This window comes from Acidovorax sp. CF316, assembly GCF_000276605.1.
Taxonomy (GTDB): domain Bacteria; phylum Pseudomonadota; class Gammaproteobacteria; order Burkholderiales; family Burkholderiaceae_C; genus Acidovorax.
Window position 1 is genome coordinate 1 of record NZ_AKJX01000166.1, and the last position, 21576, is coordinate 21576.

Below are 21576 nucleotides of genomic sequence, written 5' to 3' on the forward strand. Positions count from 1 at the left end.
GTTGTCTCAGTTCCATCGGGCTAAAGAGCCGGGCTGCTATGCCGGGCGCGAGGCTTGCGCCAGCCCGCGCACGTCCGCCAGCTGGCTGAGCTGCCAGCACGAAGCGATCAACTGAACCGAGCGCTGCGCGCCGATGACGGCAGCGGCCAGCTCATTGAATTTGGCTTCGAGGTCACCATCAGTCATGGGCCGCTGCAGTGAGCCGATGGCATGGTCAACGCGCACGTGCACGCGGCGGCCATCCCGGAGCACTGCCGTCACGTCTGCGGCGGCCTCGTCGATGGAGTCGTCCACGGTGGCCAGCACCTTGCGGCGCAGCGCCACCACGTCCTCGCGGTTGACGATGGCATCGTCGTACTCGCCTTCGCCGGCCTTGCCGAAGACCAAGCCGGCCGCGCAGCCGTGGTACACGCTGAACTTGGCGGCCAGGCCGTCGGCCGGCTCCTTCTTGCCGGTGAGCTCCAGCACCAGCGAATGCACGCGCAGCTCGATGCGCTCGACGTCATCCGCCCGCACGCCCTGGGCGCGCAACTGCACGCAGGCGTCGATGCTTGGGTGGATCACGATGCCGCAGGCAAACGGCTTGTAGGCATTGAACGATATCTCGAAGCGCTGGCCCAGTTCGTCGGTCACTTCCGACCAGGTGGCCTTGGGCGAGATCACCTGCACGAAGCCGCGCGGCGCCTCCAGCGCCCGTTCGCTGGCGGTGAAGCCCTGCTGCGCCAGCAACGCCGACATCAGGCCCGCGCGCGCTGCGGCGCCTGGGTGGAACGGCTTGGTCATGGTGCCGAACTGCTCGCGCAGGCCCACCGGTTGGGAGGCCGCGATGCCCAGGGCCATCTGGGTCTGGCGCACGTCCAGCCCCAGCAGGCGGGCACAGGCCGCAGCGGCCCCCAGCATGCCGGTGGAGCCGGTGATGTGCCAGCCGCGGTCGTAGTGGTCCGGGTAGATGGTGTTGCCCACGCGGCAGGCCACATCGATGCCGAGCACCAGTGCGTCGATCAGCTGGCGGCCGCTGGCGCCGGTGTGCTCTGCCAGCGCAAACGCCGCAGAGGCCACCGGGCCTGCCGGGTGGATGATGGTCTTGAGGTGCGTATCGTCGAAGTCGAAGGTGTGCGAGGTGATGCCGTTGACCAGCGCCGCGCTGGCGATGTCCACGCGCTCGCTGCGCCCGGCCACCGTGGCCTGGGGCGCGGGCTGCAGCACGGCGATGGCGGCCAGCGCCATGTCGGCGGTTTCGTGGCGCGCAGCACCGATGGCGCAGCCCAGCCAATTCAGGAAGGTGCGGTGCGCTTCGTGTTCCACGGCGTCGCTCCAGCCGCGCGAGGGATGCTGCGCGACGTGCTCGGCCAGGATGCGGGTGATGGGAGGGGCGTTGTGGTCGGCGGCGACCTGGGTATTGCGTGCCATGGTATGTGTGACTTGGGATTGGATGAAAAAACGGGGCCGGTGCGCCAGGCACTCAGCGGCAGAAACCGGGTTCCTGCGGGCAGTCGTGGCCGGAAGCGCTGCTCATGCGTCCAGCGAAATCTTGCGTTCCCTGGCCAGGGCCGTCCAGCGTGCCACGTCGTTGCGGATATAGGCGCTGAACTCCGCGGACGCCATGGGCGATGGCTCCACGGCCTCGCCGGCCAGCTTGTCGAGCATTTCGGGAGCGCGCAGCACGGCGCCCAGGGTCTCGTTGAGCCGGGCGACGATGGCCGGGGGCAGGCCTGCGGGGCCGACCACGCCATACCACTGCACGGCATCCAGGTTCTTCAAGCCCAGTTCCTCGAAGGTGGGAATGTCTTTGATCTGCTGCGCACGCGCCAGCCCGGTGACGGCGATGGCCCGCACCCGGCCCGAGCGCAGGTGCGGCAGTGCGGCGGCCAGGCCCGGAAAGCAGGCCTGCGTCTGGCCACCGATCACGTCGGTGATGGCGGGCGCCACGCCGCGGTAGGGCACGTGGGTCAGCGGCGTGCCGAGCTGCTGGGTCAGCAGCTCCATGGTCAGGTGGGTGAGCGAGCCGGCACCCGCAGAGCCGTAGCTCACCTTGCCGCGGTTGTCCTTGAGGTAGTCGACGAAGCCCTTGAAGTCCTTCACCGGAAGGTTGGCATCCACGATCAGCACGTTCGGAGTGGCGCCGATCATGCCGATGGCCGTGAAGTCCTTGACCGGGTCGTACGGCACCTTGCGCGTGGCAGGGCTGGTGCCATGGGTGGCGACGTAGCCCTGCATCAGCGTGTAGCCGTCGGCGGGCGCGCGCGCCGTGTTCTGGCAGGCAATGACACCACCGCCGCCGCCGACGTTCTCCACCACGAACTGCTGCCCGAGCGTGCGGCCCCAGCGCTCGGTGACGGTGCGGCCGATCAGGTCGCTGCCGCCACCGGCCGCCACGGGCACGATGTAGCGGATGGGCTTGTCCGGGTAGGCCTGCGCCCGCGCGGCCTGCCATCCCAGGCCGGCCGGGACGATCAAGGCAGGGGCCGCCTGCAGAATGCGCCGTCGTTGCATGCTCATGTCTGTCTCCTGTGGTGGTTCTGCGTGGCGGCCTTGCAGGGCAGACCGCCATCGCTGGGAGGCTGTGCCCTCAGCCCGTGTGCCGCCGAGGTGCCCGAACAGGCAGCACCTTTTTTCCATCTACCAGGTGCCTGGCACGCCGCATGGCGCGCCAGGCACCTGGTTGCGTCAGCTGTCTTCGAAGAAGGCCATCAGGCGCACGCGCCCCGCCTGCACATGGCGCTCGGCAGCGGCGCGGGCCCGCGCGGCATTGTTGGCTGCGATGGCGTCGAAGATCGCGCGGTGCTCGACGTTGGAGCGCCGCATGTTGCCCGGCGCATTGAAGTAGCGGCGCCGCACCAGGTGCAATTCCTTGACGTAGTCGTCGTAGGCCTGCTGCGCTCGCCGGTTGTTCGACAGCTGCATGATCAGCGCGTGGAACTGCAGGTTGAGCTCGTAGTAGACGGTGCCCTCCCCTGCCTCGCAGGCTTGGTCCATGCCCGCCAGCAGCGCCTCGCAGCGCTGGCGGTGCTCTTCCGTCATGTGGTCGCAGGCGCGCTCGGCCGCGTAGCCAAACACCAGGGCGCGCAGTTCGTACAGTTCCAGGGCTTCGCGCAGCGTGAGCTGGCGAACGTACACGCCCTTGTTCGGAACCGCGGTGACGATGCCCAGCCCGGCCAGCACCCGCACGGCTTCGCGGATGGGGCCGCGGCTCGTGCCCATGCGCAGGGCCAGCGCCGCCTCGTTGAGGCGGTCACCCGGCTTGAACTCACCCGTGTAGATCAGCTGCTTGAGCTGCTCCACGATGGAGTTCGAGAGGCCTGCGCCGCGGGGGACCGAAGGGGATGTCGTCATGGGGGTGGATCGTACCTGCGCCCGCTGCGGGGACCGTGCGCTCATTCGACCTTCACATTGGCGCTCTTGACGAGGCCGACCCAGAACTTGCCGTCCTCGTCAAGGAACCGGCCGAAGTCCGCCGGCGAACTGGACAGGGACACCTCGGTCCCGTCGCGGGCCAGTGCGGCCTTCACCGAGGGCTTCTGCATGGCCGCCACGGTGGCCGCGAACACCTTCTGCAGGATGGGCGCGGGCGTGTTGGCCGGCAGGAACATGCCGTACCAGAACTCGAGGTCGTAATCCGGCAACCCGGCTTCGCGCATGCCCGGCAACTGCGGCACGAGCGGCGAGCGCTCCCGGGTGCTCACCGCCAGGGCGCGCAGCTTGCCGCTGCTGGTCATGGGCAGCACCGACGGCGAGGTGCCGAACGTGACCTGGGTGTCGCCGGCCATGACGGACTGGATTGCCAGGCTGCCGCCCCGGTAGGGCACGTGCGTCATCTCGGTCTTCGTCACCTGGCTGAACAGCGCCGCGCCCAGGTGCGGGGCCGAGCCATTGCCCGAGGTCGAATAGTTGAGCTTGCCCGGGTCCTTTTGCGCCGCCTTGATCAGGTCCTGCACCGACTGGATGCCGGTGGACGGATTGACCGCCAGCACCAGGGGCGAGGTGGTGATCCGGGTGACAGGCGCCAGGTCCTTGGCGGTGTAGGTGAGCTTGGGGTTGAGCGCCGGATTGACCGAGATGCTGCTGGGGCTGGCGATGAGCAGGGTGTAGCCGTCGGGCGCCGACTTGGCGACGATGTCGGCGGCGATGCTGGAGCCGTTGCCCGGCTTGTTGTCGATGATGACGGGCTGGCCCAGCTCCTTGGAGAAGGCGTCGCCCATCGCCCTGGCGACGTAGTCGGCCGCGCCGCCGGGCGCAAAGCCCACCACCAGCCGGATCGGCTTGGTGGGGTAATTGGCCGGCGTGGACTGGCCGATGGCGCTGGTGGCGCAGGCCACGAGCGCCAGCGCCATCAGCAGCTTGTTGTGGTTCATTGGTTTGTCTCCTGGTATACCGTTGCGGGGTCTACGTGGGCATGCGCAGAACGATCTTTCCGGCATGCGCGCCCGCTTCCATGCGCGCCTTGGCCTGCGCCAGCTGCGCGAAGTCCACCACCTCATCAATCCGGGGGCGGATACGGCCCGTGGCGAACAAGGGCAGCACCTCGACCACGAAGCGCGGAACCGCTGCGGATTTCTGTGCCTTGCTGCGCAGCTTGTTCGATACGCCGAAGACGGTCAGGCGCCTGGCATGCAGCGCGCCGAGGTCGATATCCCCATGCACCACGCCATCCACGTAGCCCACGGTTGCCAACTTGCCCTCGAAGGCCAGGCAGCGGATGCTCTCGGCGAAGACCGTACCACCCACCGTGTTGATGGCGAGGTTGACACCTTTGCCTGCGGTCGCTTCAAGCACCCGTCCAGAGAAATCCGGGGCCCGGGTGGGAATGCCTAGGTCGAGGCCGAGGGAAGCCAGAAGTTCGAGCTTTTCCCTGGAGCCGGAGGTACCGATGACCTGGGCCCCCAGCGCCTTGGCCAGCTGCAGCGAGGCGACGCCCACACCGGACGACACGCCGTTGATCAGCACCCACTGGCCTGCTTCGAGCCCGCCCTGCAATACCAGCATGTCGTAGGAAACGAGAAAGGTCAGCGGAATGCTGCCCGCCTCCTCCCACGACAAGGCGGCCGGCACGTGCATCGCCTCGGCGGCATCGATCAGCGCGTACTCCGCGAAGGCCCCCGCACAGCGGCCCATGGTGCGGTCGCCGATGGCAAAGCCGGTGGTGCCTTCCCCCAGCGCCACCACCTCGCCCGAACATTCGCCGCCAATGGCCTTCCAGCTGCCGGGAGCGCCGTGCAGCCCATGGCCGGCAACGAACTCACCGCGGTTGAGCGATGCGGCACGCACACGCACCAGCAGTTGCTGCGCGCCCGGTGTGGGCACCGGCACGCTGCGCTGCTCCAGCAGCGATGAGTCGTCGTTTTGCTGCATCCAGTAGGACTGCATCTGTTTCGGGCCCATGGGTCGGTTCCTTGTGGTGAGGGATTCAGCGGCCGGTGAAGACTGGCTTGCGCTTTTCCATGAAAGCCGTGCGGCCCTCGGTGTAGTCGGTACTCTGAAAGCACCCTTGGATCAGCGATGTGCATAGCGGCAGGTCGATATCCGTCGAGGGCTTGAGGATCTCGCGCGTGATGGCCTTGCCGGCGGCGATGGTCAGCGGGGCGTTCTGGCCAATGGTGCCGGTGTATTCGGCCAGCAGCGCGGCCAGCGCTTCGACAGGGGCCGTGCGGGTGATGAGGCCGACGGCACGGGCCTCTCCCGCGTCGATGCGGCGGGCGGTGAAGAACAGATCCTTGGCGACGCCCGGGCCAACGAGATCGACGAGGTTCTTCATCGCCGAATAGCGGTAGCCCAGTCCCAGGCGGGCCGCCGGCACGGAGAACACCGCATCGTCGGCCGCAATGCGGATGTCGCAGCTGATGGCCACGTTCACACCGCCGCCGATGCAGTAGCCGCGGATGCTGGCCAGGGTGGGCTTGGGAAAGTCATGGATGGCCATGAGCGCCTCTTCGGCCATGGCCTCGTAGCGCGCCACGGCCTCACGCGCCGCCCGCATGTCCTCGAACTGCGAAATGTCCGCCCCGGATACGAAGGCCTTGTCGCCCGCGCCCGAGAACACCACCAGGCGCACGCGGTCGTCGCCCTTCGCCACTTTCAGCAGCCGGGGAACGGCCTCCCACATGTCGACGGACAGGGCGTTGTGCCGTGCCGGGTTGTTGAACTGCACGTGCAGCGCACTGCCGTCAAGCCAGGAAAGCACCCGCTCGGTGCCGGATTCATAGATGGGTTCGGACATCAGAAAACTCCTTGTTCCTTCATCTGGGCGATGTGCTCTGCCGAGAGCCCCAGTTCCTGCAGCACCTCCTCGGTGTGCTGGCCTCGGCGCGGCGCGGCGCGCACGATGGTGCTGGGGGTGCGTTCGAGTTGCACCGGTTGGCCCACCAGCCGCTGCGGCCCCAGGCGCTCGGACACCACCTCCTTGACCATGCCCAGATGCTCGATCTGCGGCTCAGCGAACACCTCGCGCATGTCGCTGATCAGGCCGCAGGCCACGCCGCCCTCATTGAACTTCTGGACCCAGTGTGCGCGGTCCTGTGCAGCCAGGCGCAGGTTGATCTCGGCGTTAAGGGTGTCGCGGTTGACCGAGCGCGAGGGCTTGTCGTGGTAGCGCGGGTCGCCGATCCACTCCGCCGCACCGAGGATGTTGCAAAAGCGCTCCCAGATCTTGGAGCCGAAGACGGCGATGTTCATGTAGCCGTCGCGGGCCTTGTAGACCCCGGTGGGAATGCTGGTCGGGTGGAAATTGCCGGCCTGCGTCGCCACCTCGCCATCGATGAGAAAACGGGAAGTCTGGAAATCCAGCATGTAGACCATGGATTCGAGCAACGAGGTGTGCAGCCACTGCCCCTTGCCCGACGCTCCGCGTTCGAGCAGCGCCACCAGGATGCCCTGGGCCGCAAAGATGCCGGCGCACAGGTCGGCGATGGGGATGCCCACGCGGATCGGCCCTTCGCCGGGCAGGCCGGTCACCGACATCAGGCCGCCCATGCCCTGCGCGATCTGGTCGAAACCCGGGCGCTGCGCCAGCGGCCCGGTCTGGCCAAAACCCGAGATGCTGGCGTAGATGAGGCCGGGATGGTCCTTGGCCAAGCTGTCGTAGTCGATGCCCAGGCGGTACTTCACGTCCGGCCGGAAGTTCTCCACCACCACGTCCGCAGTGGCGATCAGGCGCTTGAGCGTGGCGATGCCCTCCTCCTCCTTGAGGTTGAGCGTGATCGAACGCTTGTTGCGGTGGGTGTATTGGTAGTCGGATCCATCCTGGCCACCCAGCGTGTCATCACCGCGCATGTGCTCGGGCATCTGCACCTGCACGACGTCGGCGCCCCAGTCGGCCAGTTGGCGGCACGCCGTGGGCCCGGCACGAACCTGGGTCAGGTCGATGACGCGAAAGCGCGATAGCGCTGAGGATGCGGGCAAATGGGGCATTTGCAGTTCCAGAACAAGATGGCTGATTGTTTTCACCAACCCGCCAAACTGTCAACACTTTTGCCATTTAAGTTGACTTAGGGAAATCCATTGTTTGCCGTTTTCGGGGCCGGTGACACAATCCGTCGGCCCTGGGCTGCCACCCCGGCGCCCCCATCGCCCCGATCAAACAAGGAGCACCGCCTTGCCTCTGCCCAGCCCTCTTGCCCGTCTCCCACTACCGCACAGCCTGGCGCCCCTGCTGTGCGCAGCCCTGCTGGGAGGCTGCGCCGCTGTGGCGCCCACCGGGTCGTCGTCCTCTCCGCCCCTGCCGGCAGAAGCCGTCCGGGCACTGGCACCGGACGGGACGCTGCGGGCCTCGATCAACCTCGGCAACCCGGTGCTGGCCTCGCGCGATGCGGCCACGGGCGCGCTCAAGGGCGTGTCGGTCGATCTGGCACGGGAGCTCGCTCGGCAGCTCGGCATGCCGTTGGAACTCAAGGCCGTGGATGCGGCCGGCAAATCGGTGGAGGTGGTGCGTGCAGGCGCGGCCGACGTTGGCTTCTTCGCCATCGACCCGGTGCGCGGCGAAGGCGTGTCGTTCACCGCGGCCTACGTGGTGATCGAGGGCGCCTACCTGGTGCGCGCCGATTCGCCGCTGACCGCCAACGCCCAGGTCGACCGGCCCGGGACCACGGTGGTGGTCGGCAAGGGCAGTGCCTACGACCTGTTCCTCACCCGCGAGATCAAGCAGGCCACGCTGGTGCGGGCCCCCACCTCGCCGCAGGTGGTCGACGAATTCCTGTCACGCAAGCTCGACGTGGCGGCGGGCGTACGCCAGCAGCTGGAGGCCGATGCGCAGCGCGTGCCCGGTGTGCGAGTGCTGCCCGGCCGCTTCATGGTGATCGAGCAGGCCATGGGCGTGCCGGCCAGCCGCCCGCCGCTGGCGCGGACCACGCTGCATGCCTTCGTGGAACGCATGAAGGCGAGCGGCTTTGTCGCCGCGGCGCTCAAGCGCCATGGCATCGAGGGTGCGGCCGTCGCCGACCTAGCGCCACAGCACTAACGCGGCGCCCACTAACATAATTTATGTCCTGCGCGATATCTCGAGAATGGTACTGGCAGGGGCACTGAGATGATCCGCCAGAGGGCGGGCGATCTTGCGACTACCCCAGGCAGGATGCTCGAGACGCAGCATCACTACCGCCTACTCCATCGCCAAGCTCGTGCGGGGGGTGCTTGCCAATGGTCGTCGCGTGCGCGGGCTATGTGCCGCTGGACTGTTAGCGCCAGTGCAATCGTGATCAGCAGGGAGTGCGGATAAAAACTTGGACTGGTTTTATGCCGCAAGTCCAAGGCTCGCCCGGTATTCGACAGGGCTGAGGAAGCCAAGGGAGATCTTGATCCGCTTCTCGTTGTACCAGCGGATGTAGTCATCGACTACCTCAATGAACTGCTCAAAGGTCGTGCCTTTCCAGTCCCGAGGACAGAACAACTCATTCTTCAGCCGACCGAAGAACCCCTCGCAGGCTGCGTTGTCCGGCAAGCATGCCTTGCGGGACATTGAACGGGTAAGGTTCGCGTCGCTCATTCTCGATAGCCAGCGTGGCCAGCGGTAGTGCCCTCCGCGGTCTGAGTGGACCACTGGTCGGTCGCTGGTTGCCGTCACAGTCTCTATGGCAGCATCCACCATGGTGTTGACCAGTTCAGCGTCCGTCGTGCCAATGGTCCAGCTCACCACCATCCCGCAGGCACCGATCAGTTCGGCCACCTCGGCCGCCCAGGGCAGACAGGCGGACCAGTCCACCCCGGCATCGTGCAGGGCGCGCACCGACTTCACCAGGCCTGCGCGCAGGGCGAGCACCATGATGGGCACGCCATCGGCCGTGGCATTGGGCGAAGCCCCGGCCTTGACCTCGTTGGCGAGCGCGCCGTCTTTGGCCTCCAGCACCAGCTCGTACAGGCGCTCGCCTTCGGACAGCACTGGCTTAGGAAAGGCCTTGGCCGTGATGCGCTTGCCGGCATGGTAATACGTCGTGGCCGATTCGCCGACCTGGCTGTTGAACACCTGCACCCGCAGATACTCGGCGCCCGAAGCGTGCCAGGCCAGGACCTGAGGCTTCTTCAGTGGGTCGTGCGCCGACGTGTCGACCGTGCAGCGCAGCGTGGTGCCCAGCAAGGAAGTGCTCGTGACACATGGCTCGTCCCAGTATTCGAAGAAACGGTCCAGCGGCTCGGGCAAGGCAGCGTCGGGCGCTTGAATGGCGACCTGCAGCAGGGCAAGCAGCCGGGCCAGCGCAGCGGCGTCGGAACCGATGCAGGTGAAGGTGTAGGTGTTGGCGGACATGAAATGGCGGGCCTGCAGAAAAGCCAGACGGGCGATGCGCCAAGGCTATCTGGGCTGTGGCCGCCAGATTAAGCGAACCGGACAGGGTGTCGCGGGGAAGCTGGACAGCGCCCCCGGAGTGTCGAGCGTCGAACTGCACGTCCGTGGAAAGTGGGTCGCCACCGCGCAGGACCGCCAATATCCGACTCTCGATCAGAGGCTACCGCAAGGTTTTTCCGTGCAGATCCAGCCAGCCTTTGCAGGCTGCCAGCGCTGTATCCACATCCGCTTGGTTGTTGTACAGGTGCAATGAAAACCGGAGCGCACTGCGCCGAACGGCGGCTTGCACCTTATGGGCCTGCAGGTGTGCTTGTAGGCGTGCGGCAGCGTCGGGGTTATGCGACTCGATGCACACCATATTGGCTCGCAGGGCTTCTGGAGCTCGGGCTACCGGAGCACCTAGGTTCACCAACCCGTCCGACAGCGCCGAGGCGAGTCGGGTCACGTGCGCGTCGATTGCCTGTGTGCCAACGCCGTTCAGCAACTCTAGTGTGTCACCCACTAGCAGCGACGCAAGAAAGTTGTAGTTTCCCAAGTTGAAGCGCTGAGCGGCTCCCTGGTACCTAATTGGCGCATCGTCGTAGTCTGCCTCGTGGTTTGCTTCCAATTCAACGCCGAATTGGGCGAGGTAACGAGGAGTCAGGGTTTCTGCAAACTCGCGGCGTACATACAAGAAACCCATGCCGTACAAAGAGCACAGCCCCTTCTGAGCGCTGGCTGCAAATGCGTCGATCGGGGTGCGCGTGAGATCGAGGTGCGTGACTCCTATGCTTTGTGCTCCATCGACCACCAGATGAACGCCGGCGCTCCGGCAAGCTGCACCCAGCCTATCAAGGTCGGCCCGGAAACCGGGCTTGAACGAGGTAGCCGATAGCGTAACCACGCGCGCCCGGTGACTGCCTTGCAGGGCATCGATGACGGCGTCGGTGGGAAACAGACCGTCCGCCGATGCAAAGTCGCGGATTGACACCTGCAGACCTTCGAGGTTGCGCCATGCGTAGATGTTGTTGGGATGTTCCACGCCGGAGCAGAGAAATACTTCATCACCCGCATGCCACGCTATAGACGCGGCGACCATGTTGAGGCCATCTGAGACGTTTTTGGTTATAGCGATTTCGTCGGTCGCGGCACCAATCAGTTGCGCAAAGCCGGCACGTGCTCTTTCGACCAAACCGAAATAGGCGTTCTTGTCGGCAGTTCCCTGCACACGCTGCTGCAGGTGCGCGTGCGCCCGGTCGGGTGCGTTGTCGGGCACCAAGCCGCGGCTAGCAACGTCGAAGTAGGTTTGTGTGAGAGCGCCTGGAAAGCGATGGCGTGAGGCAGCGAGGCGATGGGTCTCGGAAGGGGAGAGCGTGTATTGAGTCAGCATCGTGGCCGTAGGATCGTAGATGAGAGATGGAACAGCTTGACAGATCAGTTACTGTCGCTCGATGCCAGCAGCCTTGACAATGCGGGCCCAGTTGGCAAGGTCGTCGGTCATGAAACGCTGGGTCTGGACTGCATTAAGTTTTCCGGGCGTGATACTGAGGTCCGACAGAGCCTTGCTCACCGGTGCCGACACCAATGCAGCCGCCAACTCCTTTTCCCAGCGCTGTGAAATGGCAGTTGGTACGTTCGCTGGAAGCAGCACAGCAAACCAGTAACCGGCGTCCATACCCGAGATGCCCTGTTCTTGGAAGGTGCGTACTTCTGGATAGTCACGGTGGCGCTGGGCACCCGTTACGGCAATCGCTTTCAGTTTGTCGGACTTGAGGTATTGCCCGGCCGATGCTGGACTGGTAAAAATCAGATCGATTTGTCCGGCCAGCACGTCGATAACGGCTTGTGACGAACCCTTGTAAGGAATCATCTCAATTTTGAGGCCAGACTGAATCCGATAAAGTTCAGATATGAGCTGGCTAGCAGTTCCCGACCCGATGCCTGATGTGAAGCTACCGCCCGGGCGGGTGGGCGCTGCACTTCGCATGTCTTGCACACTCCGCAGATTGGACTGTCGGCTGGCAAACAGCATGGCTGGGGTGGTGCCGACCATGCCTACCGGCTGAAAGCTCTTTATTGCGTCATAGGAAAGGCGCTGGTAGAGCGCCGGTGCAGTGGTGTATGCAGTGTCGGCAAGCAGAACCGTATAGCCGTCCGGTGCAGCCTTGGCTGCCAGCGCGGTGCCTAGTGTGGCGCCCGCGCCCGGCTTGTTGTCTACCACGACGGGCTGACCGAATTGATCGCCCAACTGCTTTGCCAGAAGACGCGCCAGAGCGTCCGAGCTTCCGCCTGCGGTGTAAGGCACCAACACGGTAATGGCTCGTTCAGGAAAGCCTGCTGCATGGGCGAGTGAGCCAAGGAGCACGCAGGTTACGCATACGATGGCCCGGGCAAAGGTAGTGAGTTTCATGGTTCTTCAGTGCGATGAAGGTTAAAAAGCAGTTCAAATGATCGGTGGTTCATGGCGGTGCCACCATCGAAAAAAATGCGTCGCACTATGAGCCCAACGAATACCTCCCTTCTTCAAAACTTACCTTCCATTTAGGCTCCTTCGTGTACACGATGCCCTATCCAGCGATCCGGCTCAAGATGGGTTCACCGTCCGCTTATCCAGCAGTGGTATTTCGGGATGAAGATGCACATTGGCATGGACAGCCGCCCGGGCTGGCCCACACGCCGCGGTAAGGGCGGCCAACGTGCACTACAAGCACTTGCGCCCCGAGCTGCCGCACGGCAACGAGCAGCGTGTGTATGCCGACAGCGCCTCGGCCAGTCAGAAGGCGTTGAACGGATCGAAGGCCCCAAGGCCTGGGACTTCACCAATCTGCGCGTGCGCAGGGGTGGGGAGATCGACGAGGCGCAGCGCTCGAAGAAGCAAAACAAGTCCAAGGTCCGGGCGCGAGTCGAGCATGTCTTCGCCGTGTTCAAGCGGCTGTGGGGCTTTGCCAAGGTGCGCTACAGAGGTCTTGCCAAGAACGCCACGCGTTCGTTCGTGGTGCTGGGGCTGGGGCTGGCCAATATCTCCCTGGCTCGTCAGCGCCTCATGGCATGAGTGCGTCCGTTGCGCAGGTTCCGCAAGGTCTGTATGGCCAAGAACTGTCGTCAAATCGCGCCACTTCCCCGCCTCAGCGGCCCTTTACGCAGCGGATCGCTCAACTCGACTACTTGTTCAGAGTAGCCTTAAAGGGCGTAGAGCTCGATACGGGGGCTGCCCGTGCCCTTTGACGGCATTAGAAAGTCTCCCAGTCTGCCTTGATGTCAGCCGGTGTGGCAGGCGCACGGGATGTGAACTTGGCAGGCGCGGCTCTCATCGGCGGTGGCTGGGCTTGCGGGTTTCGGGTGCGCGTGCCGCTGCAGCAATGCGCGCAGTTGGTGCGGGTCGCGCTGGCACGACGTACGGGACTGGCGACAGGGATCTTGCAGGAGCAGGCACGGCACGACCAGACGGGCAATGGGCCGGCACAGTTGCCGCATGCGCGCTCAGCTTGAAAACACTAACCACCTTAAGCAGATCGCTGGCCTGGGTCTGCAGGCCGACCGCGGCAGCGGCCATTTCCTCGACCAAGGCTGCGTTCTGCTGGGTGACTTGGTCCATCTGGGTGACAGCGTCGCCGACCTGGGCCACGCCCGCGCTCTGCTCTGCGCTGGCCAAGCTGATCTCGCTCATCATCTTGGTCACGTGCTGGATGGAGCCGACTACCTCCGTTATGGTAGTGCCGGCGCGGTCCACCAGTGCACTGCCGTCCGAGACACGCGCCACGCTGTCGGTGATCAGTTGCTTGATTTCCTTGGCCGCATCGGCCGAGCGGCCGGCCAAGCTGCGCACCTCGCCGGCGACCACCGCAAAACCCCGGCCCTGCTCGCCGGCGCGGGCGGCTTCCACCGCGGCGTTCAAGGCCAGTATGTTGGTCTGAAAGGCGATGCCGTCGATCACGCTGATGATGTCGGCAATCTTCTTCGAGCTGTCGTTGATGCCCTTCATGTTCTCGACCACGTGGCCGACTACTTCGCCGCACTGAATTGCCACGGCGGAAGCGCTCTTCGCCAACTGCGTGGCCTGGCTGGCGTTGTCGGCGTTCTGCCTGACGGTGGAACTCAGCTGCTCCATCGAGGCGGCGGTTTGCTGCAGCGCACTGGCCTGGCTCTCTGTGCGGGCTGATAGGTCGTTGCTGCCCTTCGAAATCTCGGTGCTAGCGGTGGCAACGCCGTCGGCACTGATGCGCACCTGTTGCATCACCGCATGGATCTTTTCCACGAACTGATTGAAACCGGAGGCGATCGCGGCGAGTTCGTCGCGCCCGGTGGATGCGACGCGCAGGGTCAGGTCGCCGTCGCCCGAGCCCACATCCTGCATGGCGTCGCGCAAGACGGTCAGGCGGCTCAGCACCCTGGTCAGCATGGCACCGACCATCAGCACCACGACTAGGCCGATGACCAGGCTTCCGACCAGCGAAGACCACATCAACGAGTGGATGCCCGCCATGGCTTCGTCGCGGTGCATAGCCACCAACAGCGTCCACTCGGTGCCAGCAATGGGCGCAGCATAGACCAGCCGGGCCTCGTTCGAGATGTTGACTTCGGTCAGCCCTTTGAGCGCTGCCATGCCGGCCGTATCCAGGCCGGGCGCGATGTCAGTCACCGGTTTGTGAAGCAGCTTCTGGTCTTCATGCACCACGATATTGCCGTCCTTGGAGACGATGAAGCCGTAGGTGCTGGGCGTGGGGCGGATCGACGCGATATTGCGCGCCACCTTGTCAACCAGCACGTCGGTAGCGATCACGGCCTTGGTGTCAGCGCCCTGCTTGACGGCCCGGGCGAAGGTGATGAGCAGCTTCTGGGTCGAAGCGCTGATGTAGGGCTCGGTCACCACCGGTCCCGTAGCCGCGGCGGCCAGCCTGTACCAGGGCCGAGCAGTCGGGTCGTAGTCCGCAGCGCGGGTGCGCACTTCTGAGAAGATGGCTTTCTTGTCCGCATAACCGATGTAGGCCTGGTAAACACCGCCAGCGATCTTGGCCTGCTCCAGGGGCTTGGCCGCATCCTCGGCTTCCACCGTCGGCACTAGGGACGCCACAACCCGGTGGTTCTGCGCGACCCATTCGGCCACGCCTTCGGCGTGCGAAGACGCGAGCGAACGTACATGGTCATTGAGCGAATCCATCGCGTAGTGACGGGCGGTCAACACATTGGTGGCCGACAGCCCCAACAGGCCGATCAGCACCAGTCCTCCGGTCATGGCGACGATTTTCCCGCGAAGGGACGAAGACTGTGAAAGCATGGAGACCCTGGTCGTGAAACGGATGCGCCGTTGCTAAGCGGAACGTTGTCAGGGCAACTGTGAGGTCGCACTGACTCAGGCAGTCAACCGTTGCCGGGGAACCTGTACTTCTTCTCTACGTCGGCCGACATCTCTAGCATGATTTTGTTAGTCAGACTCTCCGCGGTGGCCAGCGCGTCTGCCGCGCTTTTCTGAACGAAATTGTCGAGCAGCGATTTGGCCTTAAGCGGCTCCTTGGAATACGTGGCGATGTACTCTTTCTCAACGTCTTCCTGCCTTGCGGCGATGGTCCGCCTCAAGGCGTCGAAGGCCGCGCGCACCATGGGCGCATAGCGCGGGAAATCCTGCATTGCCAGAAGTTGGACCTTGCGAAACTTCCAAAAGGCGGAGGTACTGTCAGGCTCGTCCGGAACGCGAATAGAGAATTCCTCGGGGACGGCGACGCCGTGATAGAACGGCACGTACATACCCAGGGCGGTCATTCCGAGGTTCAGGTACTGCACGTTGGCGATGGCTGGTGGCAACGCTCCACGCGTCTGCAGGATGTGCGACTGGGTTGTTCGATAGACGGAGATGGGTCGCGCTGTTGCGCCCGGGTTCTTCGTCGTGTAGGGGTCGCTCGAAGTGTCGACATAGTAGGTCTTCAGAGCTTCTTCGACGTCAGAGACGGACAGCTTCCTATCCGGCTTCAAGAACGTGGGAAAGCTGTTTCCATTAACCTTCTGACCATGAAGCGACGCCGTGAAGAGACCTTGGAGATGTGCTACCCGGGGATAGTTGTAACCCACGTCGCGCTCAGTGTCGCCACCGAATATATTGCGGAAGTTGAACTTCTCGCCTCGCTCCGGATGAAAGAGTCCATTCGTCTTCGCGAATCTCGCGATGCCCGGAGATGCTAGAACATTGGCGGTGTCTGAAAGGTCCACTTCGCCGATGCGCGACTGGTTGGCCGACACGAAGTAAGCATCGTCGGGGATGCGAACCGCTACCCAGTGGTGACCGCCGGCATTCTCCAAATACCATGCCTCCTTGGCGTCCACAAGGCCGACACCGAACCCTTCCGCAGCCCCGTAATTTTCGATGAGACTGCCAAGGATTTGCGTTGCATGCCTCGCAGACCTCGCTTGCGGCAGAACGGCAGAGTTTATGGACTCTTCCCCGATACCGGTCTGCTTGACGTAGGGATCCACCAGCAGCGTCTTCTTGTTGCTTAGGATAGTTTCGGTCGCCGAGACACCAACGCCAAGGTCGTTGAAGCCGGATTCCTCGTAAGAATAGTTACTGTAGCGAATGTCGGCAAGGCCGCTGTAGCCGATGGAGTTTGGCGGCACCTGATGAACGAACTGGTTCTGTACACCTCTGATCTCATATGCATCCTTGGTGGGTGGGTGATAGAGGAACGAGCCCCTGTAAATGCGGATGTTCGGCGGGTCAACGTTTCTGGCGACCATGATCGAGCCGTCTGCGCTCGCCGCCCTTCCAATGATGATCGTGGTGCAGGCTTGTACATTGAGGCTTGTGGCGAAGGCAAGGGTAAGCAAAAGAGATTTCATGTTGTCTCCGAATTCTTTGGGCGGCTATCAGAAGCGATGCCGAATGCCGAACAGCACAACGTTCTGGCGGGAAGTCGTTGAAGGGGTGGCACCGTCTAGAGCGGCCACGGCGACTGCGCCCGTGGAGTCGGTACCGCGGGCATTTTGAAGCGCGTATAGGGAATAAAAGCTCGTGCGCTTTGAGAGCGAGTACACCGCGCCGACATTCAGTTGCCTATAAGTCTGAGAGCCGAATCCGGAACCCGCGGCCCCCTTGGTCAAGAAGTAGCCCACCCCTGCCATCAGGGCGTCTGTAACCTGATACCTGAGATTCACTTCCGAATTGGCGAATTTGGCGTCCCCACGGTACGCCGCCTGGGCGGCAGGAAGACCGGTAACAGGGACGGAGCCCAGTTGTCCAAATTTCACGCTGCTATAGACGGCCCCCACAGTTGCCTTGCCGATGTTGTAAGAGGATCCCAGGGCCATGACTTGCTGAGATCCGGCGGAGGCAAATCCCTTGAACTGCCCGAACGGCATGTTGTTGCCGGTTGCACTTGCATTCGCATTGCCAGCGAACAGCGAAAAATTCGGGTTGTCGGAAGACTGGTACCCCGCCCCAACCTTCCATGGCCCGTTCTCATACTTGGCCGCGAAGGACGCAATGTGATTTTTGGAAAACTGCGTTTGTTCGCCAAAGCCGTAGAGCGCACCGAAACTCAATCCGGAAAAATTTGGGCTCGTATATTTGACCGAGTTGTTGACGCGATAACTTACATTCAAGTTATCCATATCACCGGGGTGCTCTCCATACCCTTTGCCAGGCGCGGCCCAAGCCGAGCCCGACTCGAATCCGCCAACGAACTCCGCAATGGTTGCCGTATGCCGACCGAAGGTCAAGCTGCCCAAGTCGCTGGTGAAGCCCATGTACGCTCGCTTGCTGAAGAAAGTGCCACCAGAACCAGTCGCGCCGGTGAGCGGGTTAAAGCCGGCCTCTAGATTGAAGATAGCTTGGAGGCTGCTCCCCAAATCTTCGCTCCCACGAAACCCGACGCCGCAGCCGGATTGGTTACATCCGGTCAGGCCGCGCTTTTGGGCGCCTCCGGCGTTGGATACGTGGGTGACCCCTACATCAATGGTTCCGTATATGGTGACGCTCGACTGCGCAAAGGCGCTTGATGACCAAGGGAGTGAAAGGATGGTAGCGGCGCTCATGGCAAGAAGAAATCTGTTCATATAGTGCATCTCGCTCTTTGAGAATGGCTCAAACAGGAGCGTCTGCTGCATGGGCGAGTGGGCCAAGGAGCAAGCAGGTTCCGCATAGGATGGCCCGGGCAAAGGTAGTGAGTCTCATGGTTCTTCAGTGTGTGAGGGTTAAAAAGCAGTGCAAATGATCGATGGTTCATGGCGGTGCTACCATCGAAAAAAATGCGTCGCGCTATGAGCTCATCGAATACCTCTCTTCTTCGAAACTTACCTTCCGTTAAGGCTTTGTTGTTTTTCGATGTGGTGGCACGTCATCAAAATTTGGTGCGAGCTGGCGAAGAACTGCACATGACCCAAGGGGCGCTCAGCCGGCAGCTCAAGGCGCTGGAAGATCATCTGGGTGTAGTCCTGTTTATCCGCGGCCCCCGAGGCCTGAAGTTCACTCAGGAAGGCGAACTGCTGTACGACTACTCACGCCGCGCCTTCGAGACGCTCAGTAGCGGTTTGCGACGTCTGTCAGTTGATGCCGCTCGGGAGACGCTCGTGGTGTCTGTGGCGCGAAGTTTCGCGGCCTGCGTGCTGGCACCGAAGATTGGTGGATTCGTGCAAGCCCATCCCTGGGTAGACCTACGTATTGACGTACATCGCTACTTCACTGATCTAGAGTTGTCCGGTGCCGATATCTCCATACGGCTTGGCGCTGGCGACTGGGAGGGATACCGCATGCTTGCATTGACCTGTGATACGGTATGTGCAGTTTGCAGTCCGGCATTGGCAAGTGCGCTTCAGGACGCGGTCTCGCCAGGCTTGCCCGCAGGAACCGCTTTACTGCGCAATGCCGAGCGAGACTACTGGGCTGAGTGGCTTGGCATCGGAAATCGCTCTATCGATCTGGAGGCCGCCGCGACGGTGCGGTGCAACGATTCAGTAGCGTTGATCGAGGCAGTCAAGGCGGGAGGCGGACTGTGTCTTACCCGGCATTCGTTGGCAGCCGGCTCTATTGCTGCCGGGAGCTTGGTTCCACTGTGGGGTCAACAACTGAAGGATGGCCTGCGCTATTACGCGCTGATTGCCCGACGCTCCCATGCCCGCCGAGCAGCGGAACTATTCATGCAGTGGTTAGAGTCGGAATTTGTGCCTGCAATGTAGTCCCATCACCGCCCGGCGGTCCAGCAATTTGGCCCGCGATAGGACCTCAACTTACGCCCTTGCTGGGTGAAGTACCTTCCACCCGGCCGCCCATCGCACAGTGGCTACTTGTGTCCTGTCCCGCAGATAACTGGCATTAGTCGTGCATGCCTTCGCGGTACCCTAGCAACGGAGATACCGCGATGAGAACAGGCAGACCCAAGGCCGAGTTGGTGTTGACGCACGAAGAGCGTTTGCAGCTTCAGTCTTTCGCGCGCAGTCGCTCGCTGCCGGCGGCGTTGAGCAACCGCGCACGCCTTGTGCTGGCAAGCGCCGAAGGCCAGGCCAACAACGCGATCGCCGTGCGACTGGGGCTGACCACGCAGACGGTGGGCAAGTGGCGCACGCGGTTTATCGAGCGTCGTATCGCCGGCCTGTACGACGTCGTTCGCCCTGGCCCGGCGCGCACGATCGACGACGAACGGGTGGCGCTCCTGATCAAGACGACGCTGCACACCAAGCCTGCCAACGGCTCGACGCACTGGAGCGTGCGCACGGTGGCGGCCGAAACCGGCATCTCCAAGACCAGCGTGCAGCGCTACTTTCAGCTCTTTGGGCTGCAGCCGCATCGCACCGAGAGCTTCAAGCTGTCCAACGACCCGTTCTTCATCGAGAAGCTGCGCGGCGTGGTCGGCCTATACCTGAGCCCGCCGGACAACGCGCTGGTGATCTGCGTGGACGAGAAAAGCCAATGCCAGGCGCTGGAGCGCACGCAGCCGATGCTGCCCATGGGGTTTGAAGGCGTCACCCACGACTACAAGCGCCACGGCACGACCACGCATTTCGCGGCGCTGAACGTACTCGGTAGTACTGCAGGCATGGACCTGTTTCCCATCACCCCGGAACTGCTGCGGCATCTACATCGCGACCAGCTACCGCAAGGTCATCGCGCGCGATGCCACCGGTGCTATGCGCACGACGCAGCGGCTGCGCTGCACCGGTTGCGAGTGGGAGTTTCTGGATGTGCAGTCATGGCGCCAGGGCTAGCATATCCAAAGCGGAGGTGGAAAGTACTTTTTCCAAATACTAGGTCAGTCAACAGCGGCCATCACAACCGGAGCTTGGCCCGATAGGGGCACCTGCTTGCAGCCTTCAGTGCGATAGCACAGCTCAAGCTGTCCGAGTTCGCTGACTCCTGCGAGAGGGCGGCAGGAGCCGAGCTGATTTCCACAATGCAGGAAATGCCCGACGGACCTTGTTTTCATCCGACGGACTTTATTTGCTGTAGTCACGCGGACGCATAGGGAAGCAGCCCTGCTGTGAGTCACGGACTTTGCCAAATTGCAAAACTTACCCACAGCCCAGCGCGATGCTCCGCGCGCATGTCGGCAGCGAATGCCAACCGTAAGTCAGCAAGGTCCAGTCTATGTTCGCAAAGTCCATTCTCTGTTATCAACAGATCCACACTCTGTTTGCAAAATCCACTCTCTGTTAGCAACAACCAAGGCTTTCGAGTGACACCTTGGGTACACGCAGTGGCTTTGCTATCCTCCTTGTCTCGAGACGACCAACGAGGTTCTGATCATGGAGCTTCACCTTGTCAACGAACGTCGGGCGCCGGATGTCCTTGCGCAGCCAGAGGTTCAACTGCACCACTGGCGCATCCTGCGGCGGGGCAATGGAACACTGCACATTGCCGCCCAACTTGATTCCGGGTCACTGCGTGTCACATCCTTGCTGCAAGCCATAGACCTGCCCAGGGCAATAGTCAAAACAAAGTCCGGACGGAGCTACCACCTGTGCAATCCACCTGAGGAAGACCAACTGCTGAGATCGCTCATGGTATTGAACGCAGCCCGAGACCTGGTTCAGGTCTCGGAGGATGTGAGTGACGCCATCTGGGCCGCGATCACCACTGGCGCTTGGCCCTATAAAGGCTCCAGCTTGCTGCCTTCAGTGCAATAGCTCCGCTCAAGCCGTTTGGACCGTCGACCTCATGCGATGGGGCAGCAGGAGCCCCGCTGATTTTCACAATGCAGTGAATGCCCGACGGACCTTCTTTTCATCCGACAGACTTTATTTGCAATAGTCAACATCACTACGCGGGGTGGCCGCACCATATCTATGCCACGCTCTTGACGTAGTTGCACAACTTGTCCACAAGCCACCGGCTCAGCGACATATCCGCAGTCCCTTGAGCAGCAGACGTCAGGCAGCCGAAGCTCCCTACCCGCTCTTAGTAGAAGACTTGACCAAACGCTGCTCGCAACAACCACCGAGGCGCTGGCGTTTCACTCAATGTTTCTTTGTGCCTTTCGTGCATCTAGAAGTTTTCGCCATTTTGTTTGGTATTTTCACTTCTTGTTAGCAAGAACTAGCAGTCAGTTGCCGCGGTTACGGCATCCGACCACACCACCGTAACGCTATTAGCAAGATCGCAGAATTTATCAACAAGCTTGCCGCGCAGCATCAATCTGGCGCAAACATCTGATGCCGTTGGCATCCTGCCTGGGTGGGTACGTATGACCTTTCCCCTACCGTCCGGGCTGGGAGGGGTTTACGACACTCGCAAATAGCCCCTCCTCCGCTAAGAGTCGCGCCAGTGCTCGACGAGGGTTTACGACTTTATTTGCGGGTTTACGACTTTATTTGGCAGGAATAACTGCTAATCCCGCCCTTTAAAGTCG

General features: G+C 62.7%; 15 protein-coding genes and 3 pseudogenes. 5 read left to right on the plus strand and 13 right to left on the minus strand.

Translation table 11 applies throughout. From position 1 onward, the window contains the following. Positions 1–36: 36 nt before the first annotated feature. From PMI14_RS21430 to PMI14_RS21460, 7 genes are all read right to left on the minus strand, one after another. Complete coding sequence (locus PMI14_RS21430; RefSeq protein WP_007857474.1) at positions 37–1410, minus strand: MmgE/PrpD family protein; 1374 nt, start codon at positions 1408–1410, stop codon at positions 37–39. A 102-nt stretch (positions 1411–1512) separates the two neighbouring features. Continuing rightward, positions 1513–2493, minus strand: coding sequence for a tripartite tricarboxylate transporter substrate binding protein (locus PMI14_RS21435; protein WP_035204976.1), 981 nt, complete (start codon positions 2491–2493; stop codon positions 1513–1515). 174 nt (positions 2494–2667) lie between these two features. Beyond that, positions 2668–3333, minus strand: a complete 666-nt coding sequence (locus tag PMI14_RS21440) for a GntR family transcriptional regulator (RefSeq protein ID WP_007857476.1) — start codon at positions 3331–3333, stop codon at positions 2668–2670. Positions 3334–3374: 41 nt separating this feature from the next. Further along, complete coding sequence (locus PMI14_RS21445) at positions 3375–4352, minus strand: tripartite tricarboxylate transporter substrate binding protein (RefSeq protein ID WP_007857477.1); 978 nt, start codon at positions 4350–4352, stop codon at positions 3375–3377. A 31-nt stretch (positions 4353–4383) separates the two neighbouring features. Beyond that, positions 4384–5379 carry a zinc-binding dehydrogenase gene (locus tag PMI14_RS21450; protein WP_007857478.1) on the minus strand — a complete coding sequence of 332 codons (996 nt, stop codon included), beginning with the start codon at positions 5377–5379 and terminating at the stop codon, positions 4384–4386. A 25-nt stretch (positions 5380–5404) separates the two neighbouring features. Further along, entirely contained in the window at positions 5405–6214 is an 810-nt protein-coding gene (locus PMI14_RS21455) for an enoyl-CoA hydratase (RefSeq protein ID WP_007857479.1), read from the minus strand. Beyond that, positions 6214–7404 (minus strand): CaiB/BaiF CoA-transferase family protein, encoded by a 1191-nt coding sequence (locus tag PMI14_RS21460; protein WP_007857480.1) that lies wholly within the window; start codon positions 7402–7404, stop codon positions 6214–6216. Before PMI14_RS21460 ends, PMI14_RS21455 begins: the two co-directional genes overlap by 1 nt. Before the next feature lie 184 nt (positions 7405–7588). Between PMI14_RS21460 and PMI14_RS21465 the strand changes: the two genes are divergently transcribed. Further along, a complete protein-coding gene (locus PMI14_RS21465) occupies positions 7589–8449 on the plus strand; it encodes an ABC transporter substrate-binding protein (protein ID WP_007857481.1) in 861 nt (286 codons plus the stop codon). Between the two features lie 273 nt (positions 8450–8722). Here PMI14_RS21465 and PMI14_RS21470 read toward each other — a convergent pair. The 3 genes and pseudogenes from PMI14_RS21470 to PMI14_RS21480 all read right to left on the minus strand — a co-directional run. Continuing rightward, positions 8723–9130, minus strand: a pseudogene (locus PMI14_RS21470) (transposase); the annotation flags it as partial. Positions 9131–9929: 799 nt separating this feature from the next. Beyond that, positions 9930–11138 carry an aminotransferase class V-fold PLP-dependent enzyme gene (locus tag PMI14_RS21475; RefSeq protein ID WP_007857483.1) on the minus strand — a complete coding sequence of 403 codons (1209 nt, stop codon included), beginning with the start codon at positions 11136–11138 and terminating at the stop codon, positions 9930–9932. A 48-nt stretch (positions 11139–11186) separates the two neighbouring features. Next, the gene (locus tag PMI14_RS21480) at positions 11187–12158 is read right to left on the minus strand and encodes a tripartite tricarboxylate transporter substrate binding protein (RefSeq protein ID WP_007857484.1); all 972 of its coding nucleotides are present in this window, start codon (positions 12156–12158) and stop codon (positions 11187–11189) included. A gap of 201 nt (positions 12159–12359) precedes the next feature. Between PMI14_RS21480 and PMI14_RS34320 the strand changes: the two are divergent. After that, positions 12360–12800: pseudogene (locus PMI14_RS34320) on the plus strand (transposase); the annotation flags it as partial. A gap of 255 nt (positions 12801–13055) precedes the next feature. Here PMI14_RS34320 and PMI14_RS35855 read toward each other — a convergent pair. The 3 genes from PMI14_RS35855 to PMI14_RS21500 form a co-directional block, all read right to left on the minus strand. After that, positions 13056–14981 (minus strand): methyl-accepting chemotaxis protein, encoded by a 1926-nt coding sequence (locus PMI14_RS35855; RefSeq protein ID WP_193353635.1) that lies wholly within the window; start codon positions 14979–14981, stop codon positions 13056–13058. A 125-nt stretch (positions 14982–15106) separates the two neighbouring features. Further along, on the minus strand, positions 15107–16576 hold the full coding sequence (locus tag PMI14_RS21495) for a C69 family dipeptidase (RefSeq protein WP_007857487.1): 1470 nt from the start codon (positions 16574–16576) through the stop codon (positions 15107–15109). A 27-nt stretch (positions 16577–16603) separates the two neighbouring features. After that, a complete protein-coding gene (locus tag PMI14_RS21500; protein ID WP_007857488.1) occupies positions 16604–17842 on the minus strand; it encodes a porin in 1239 nt (412 codons plus the stop codon). Positions 17843–17995: 153 nt separating this feature from the next. Between PMI14_RS21500 and PMI14_RS34325 the strand changes: the two genes are divergently transcribed. The 3 genes and pseudogenes from PMI14_RS34325 to PMI14_RS35005 all read left to right on the plus strand — a co-directional run bounded on the left by PMI14_RS34325 (position 17996) and on the right by PMI14_RS35005 (position 20854). Beyond that, a complete protein-coding gene (locus tag PMI14_RS34325; protein ID WP_158279174.1) occupies positions 17996–18910 on the plus strand; it encodes a LysR substrate-binding domain-containing protein in 915 nt (304 codons plus the stop codon). A 182-nt stretch (positions 18911–19092) separates the two neighbouring features. Then, positions 19093–19824 (plus strand): annotated as a pseudogene (locus tag PMI14_RS21505) (IS630 family transposase); the annotation flags it as partial. A gap of 649 nt (positions 19825–20473) precedes the next feature. Further along, on the plus strand, positions 20474–20854 hold the full coding sequence (locus tag PMI14_RS35005; RefSeq protein WP_146187996.1) for a hypothetical protein: 381 nt from the start codon (positions 20474–20476) through the stop codon (positions 20852–20854). The last annotated feature ends 722 nt before the right edge of the window (positions 20855–21576 follow it).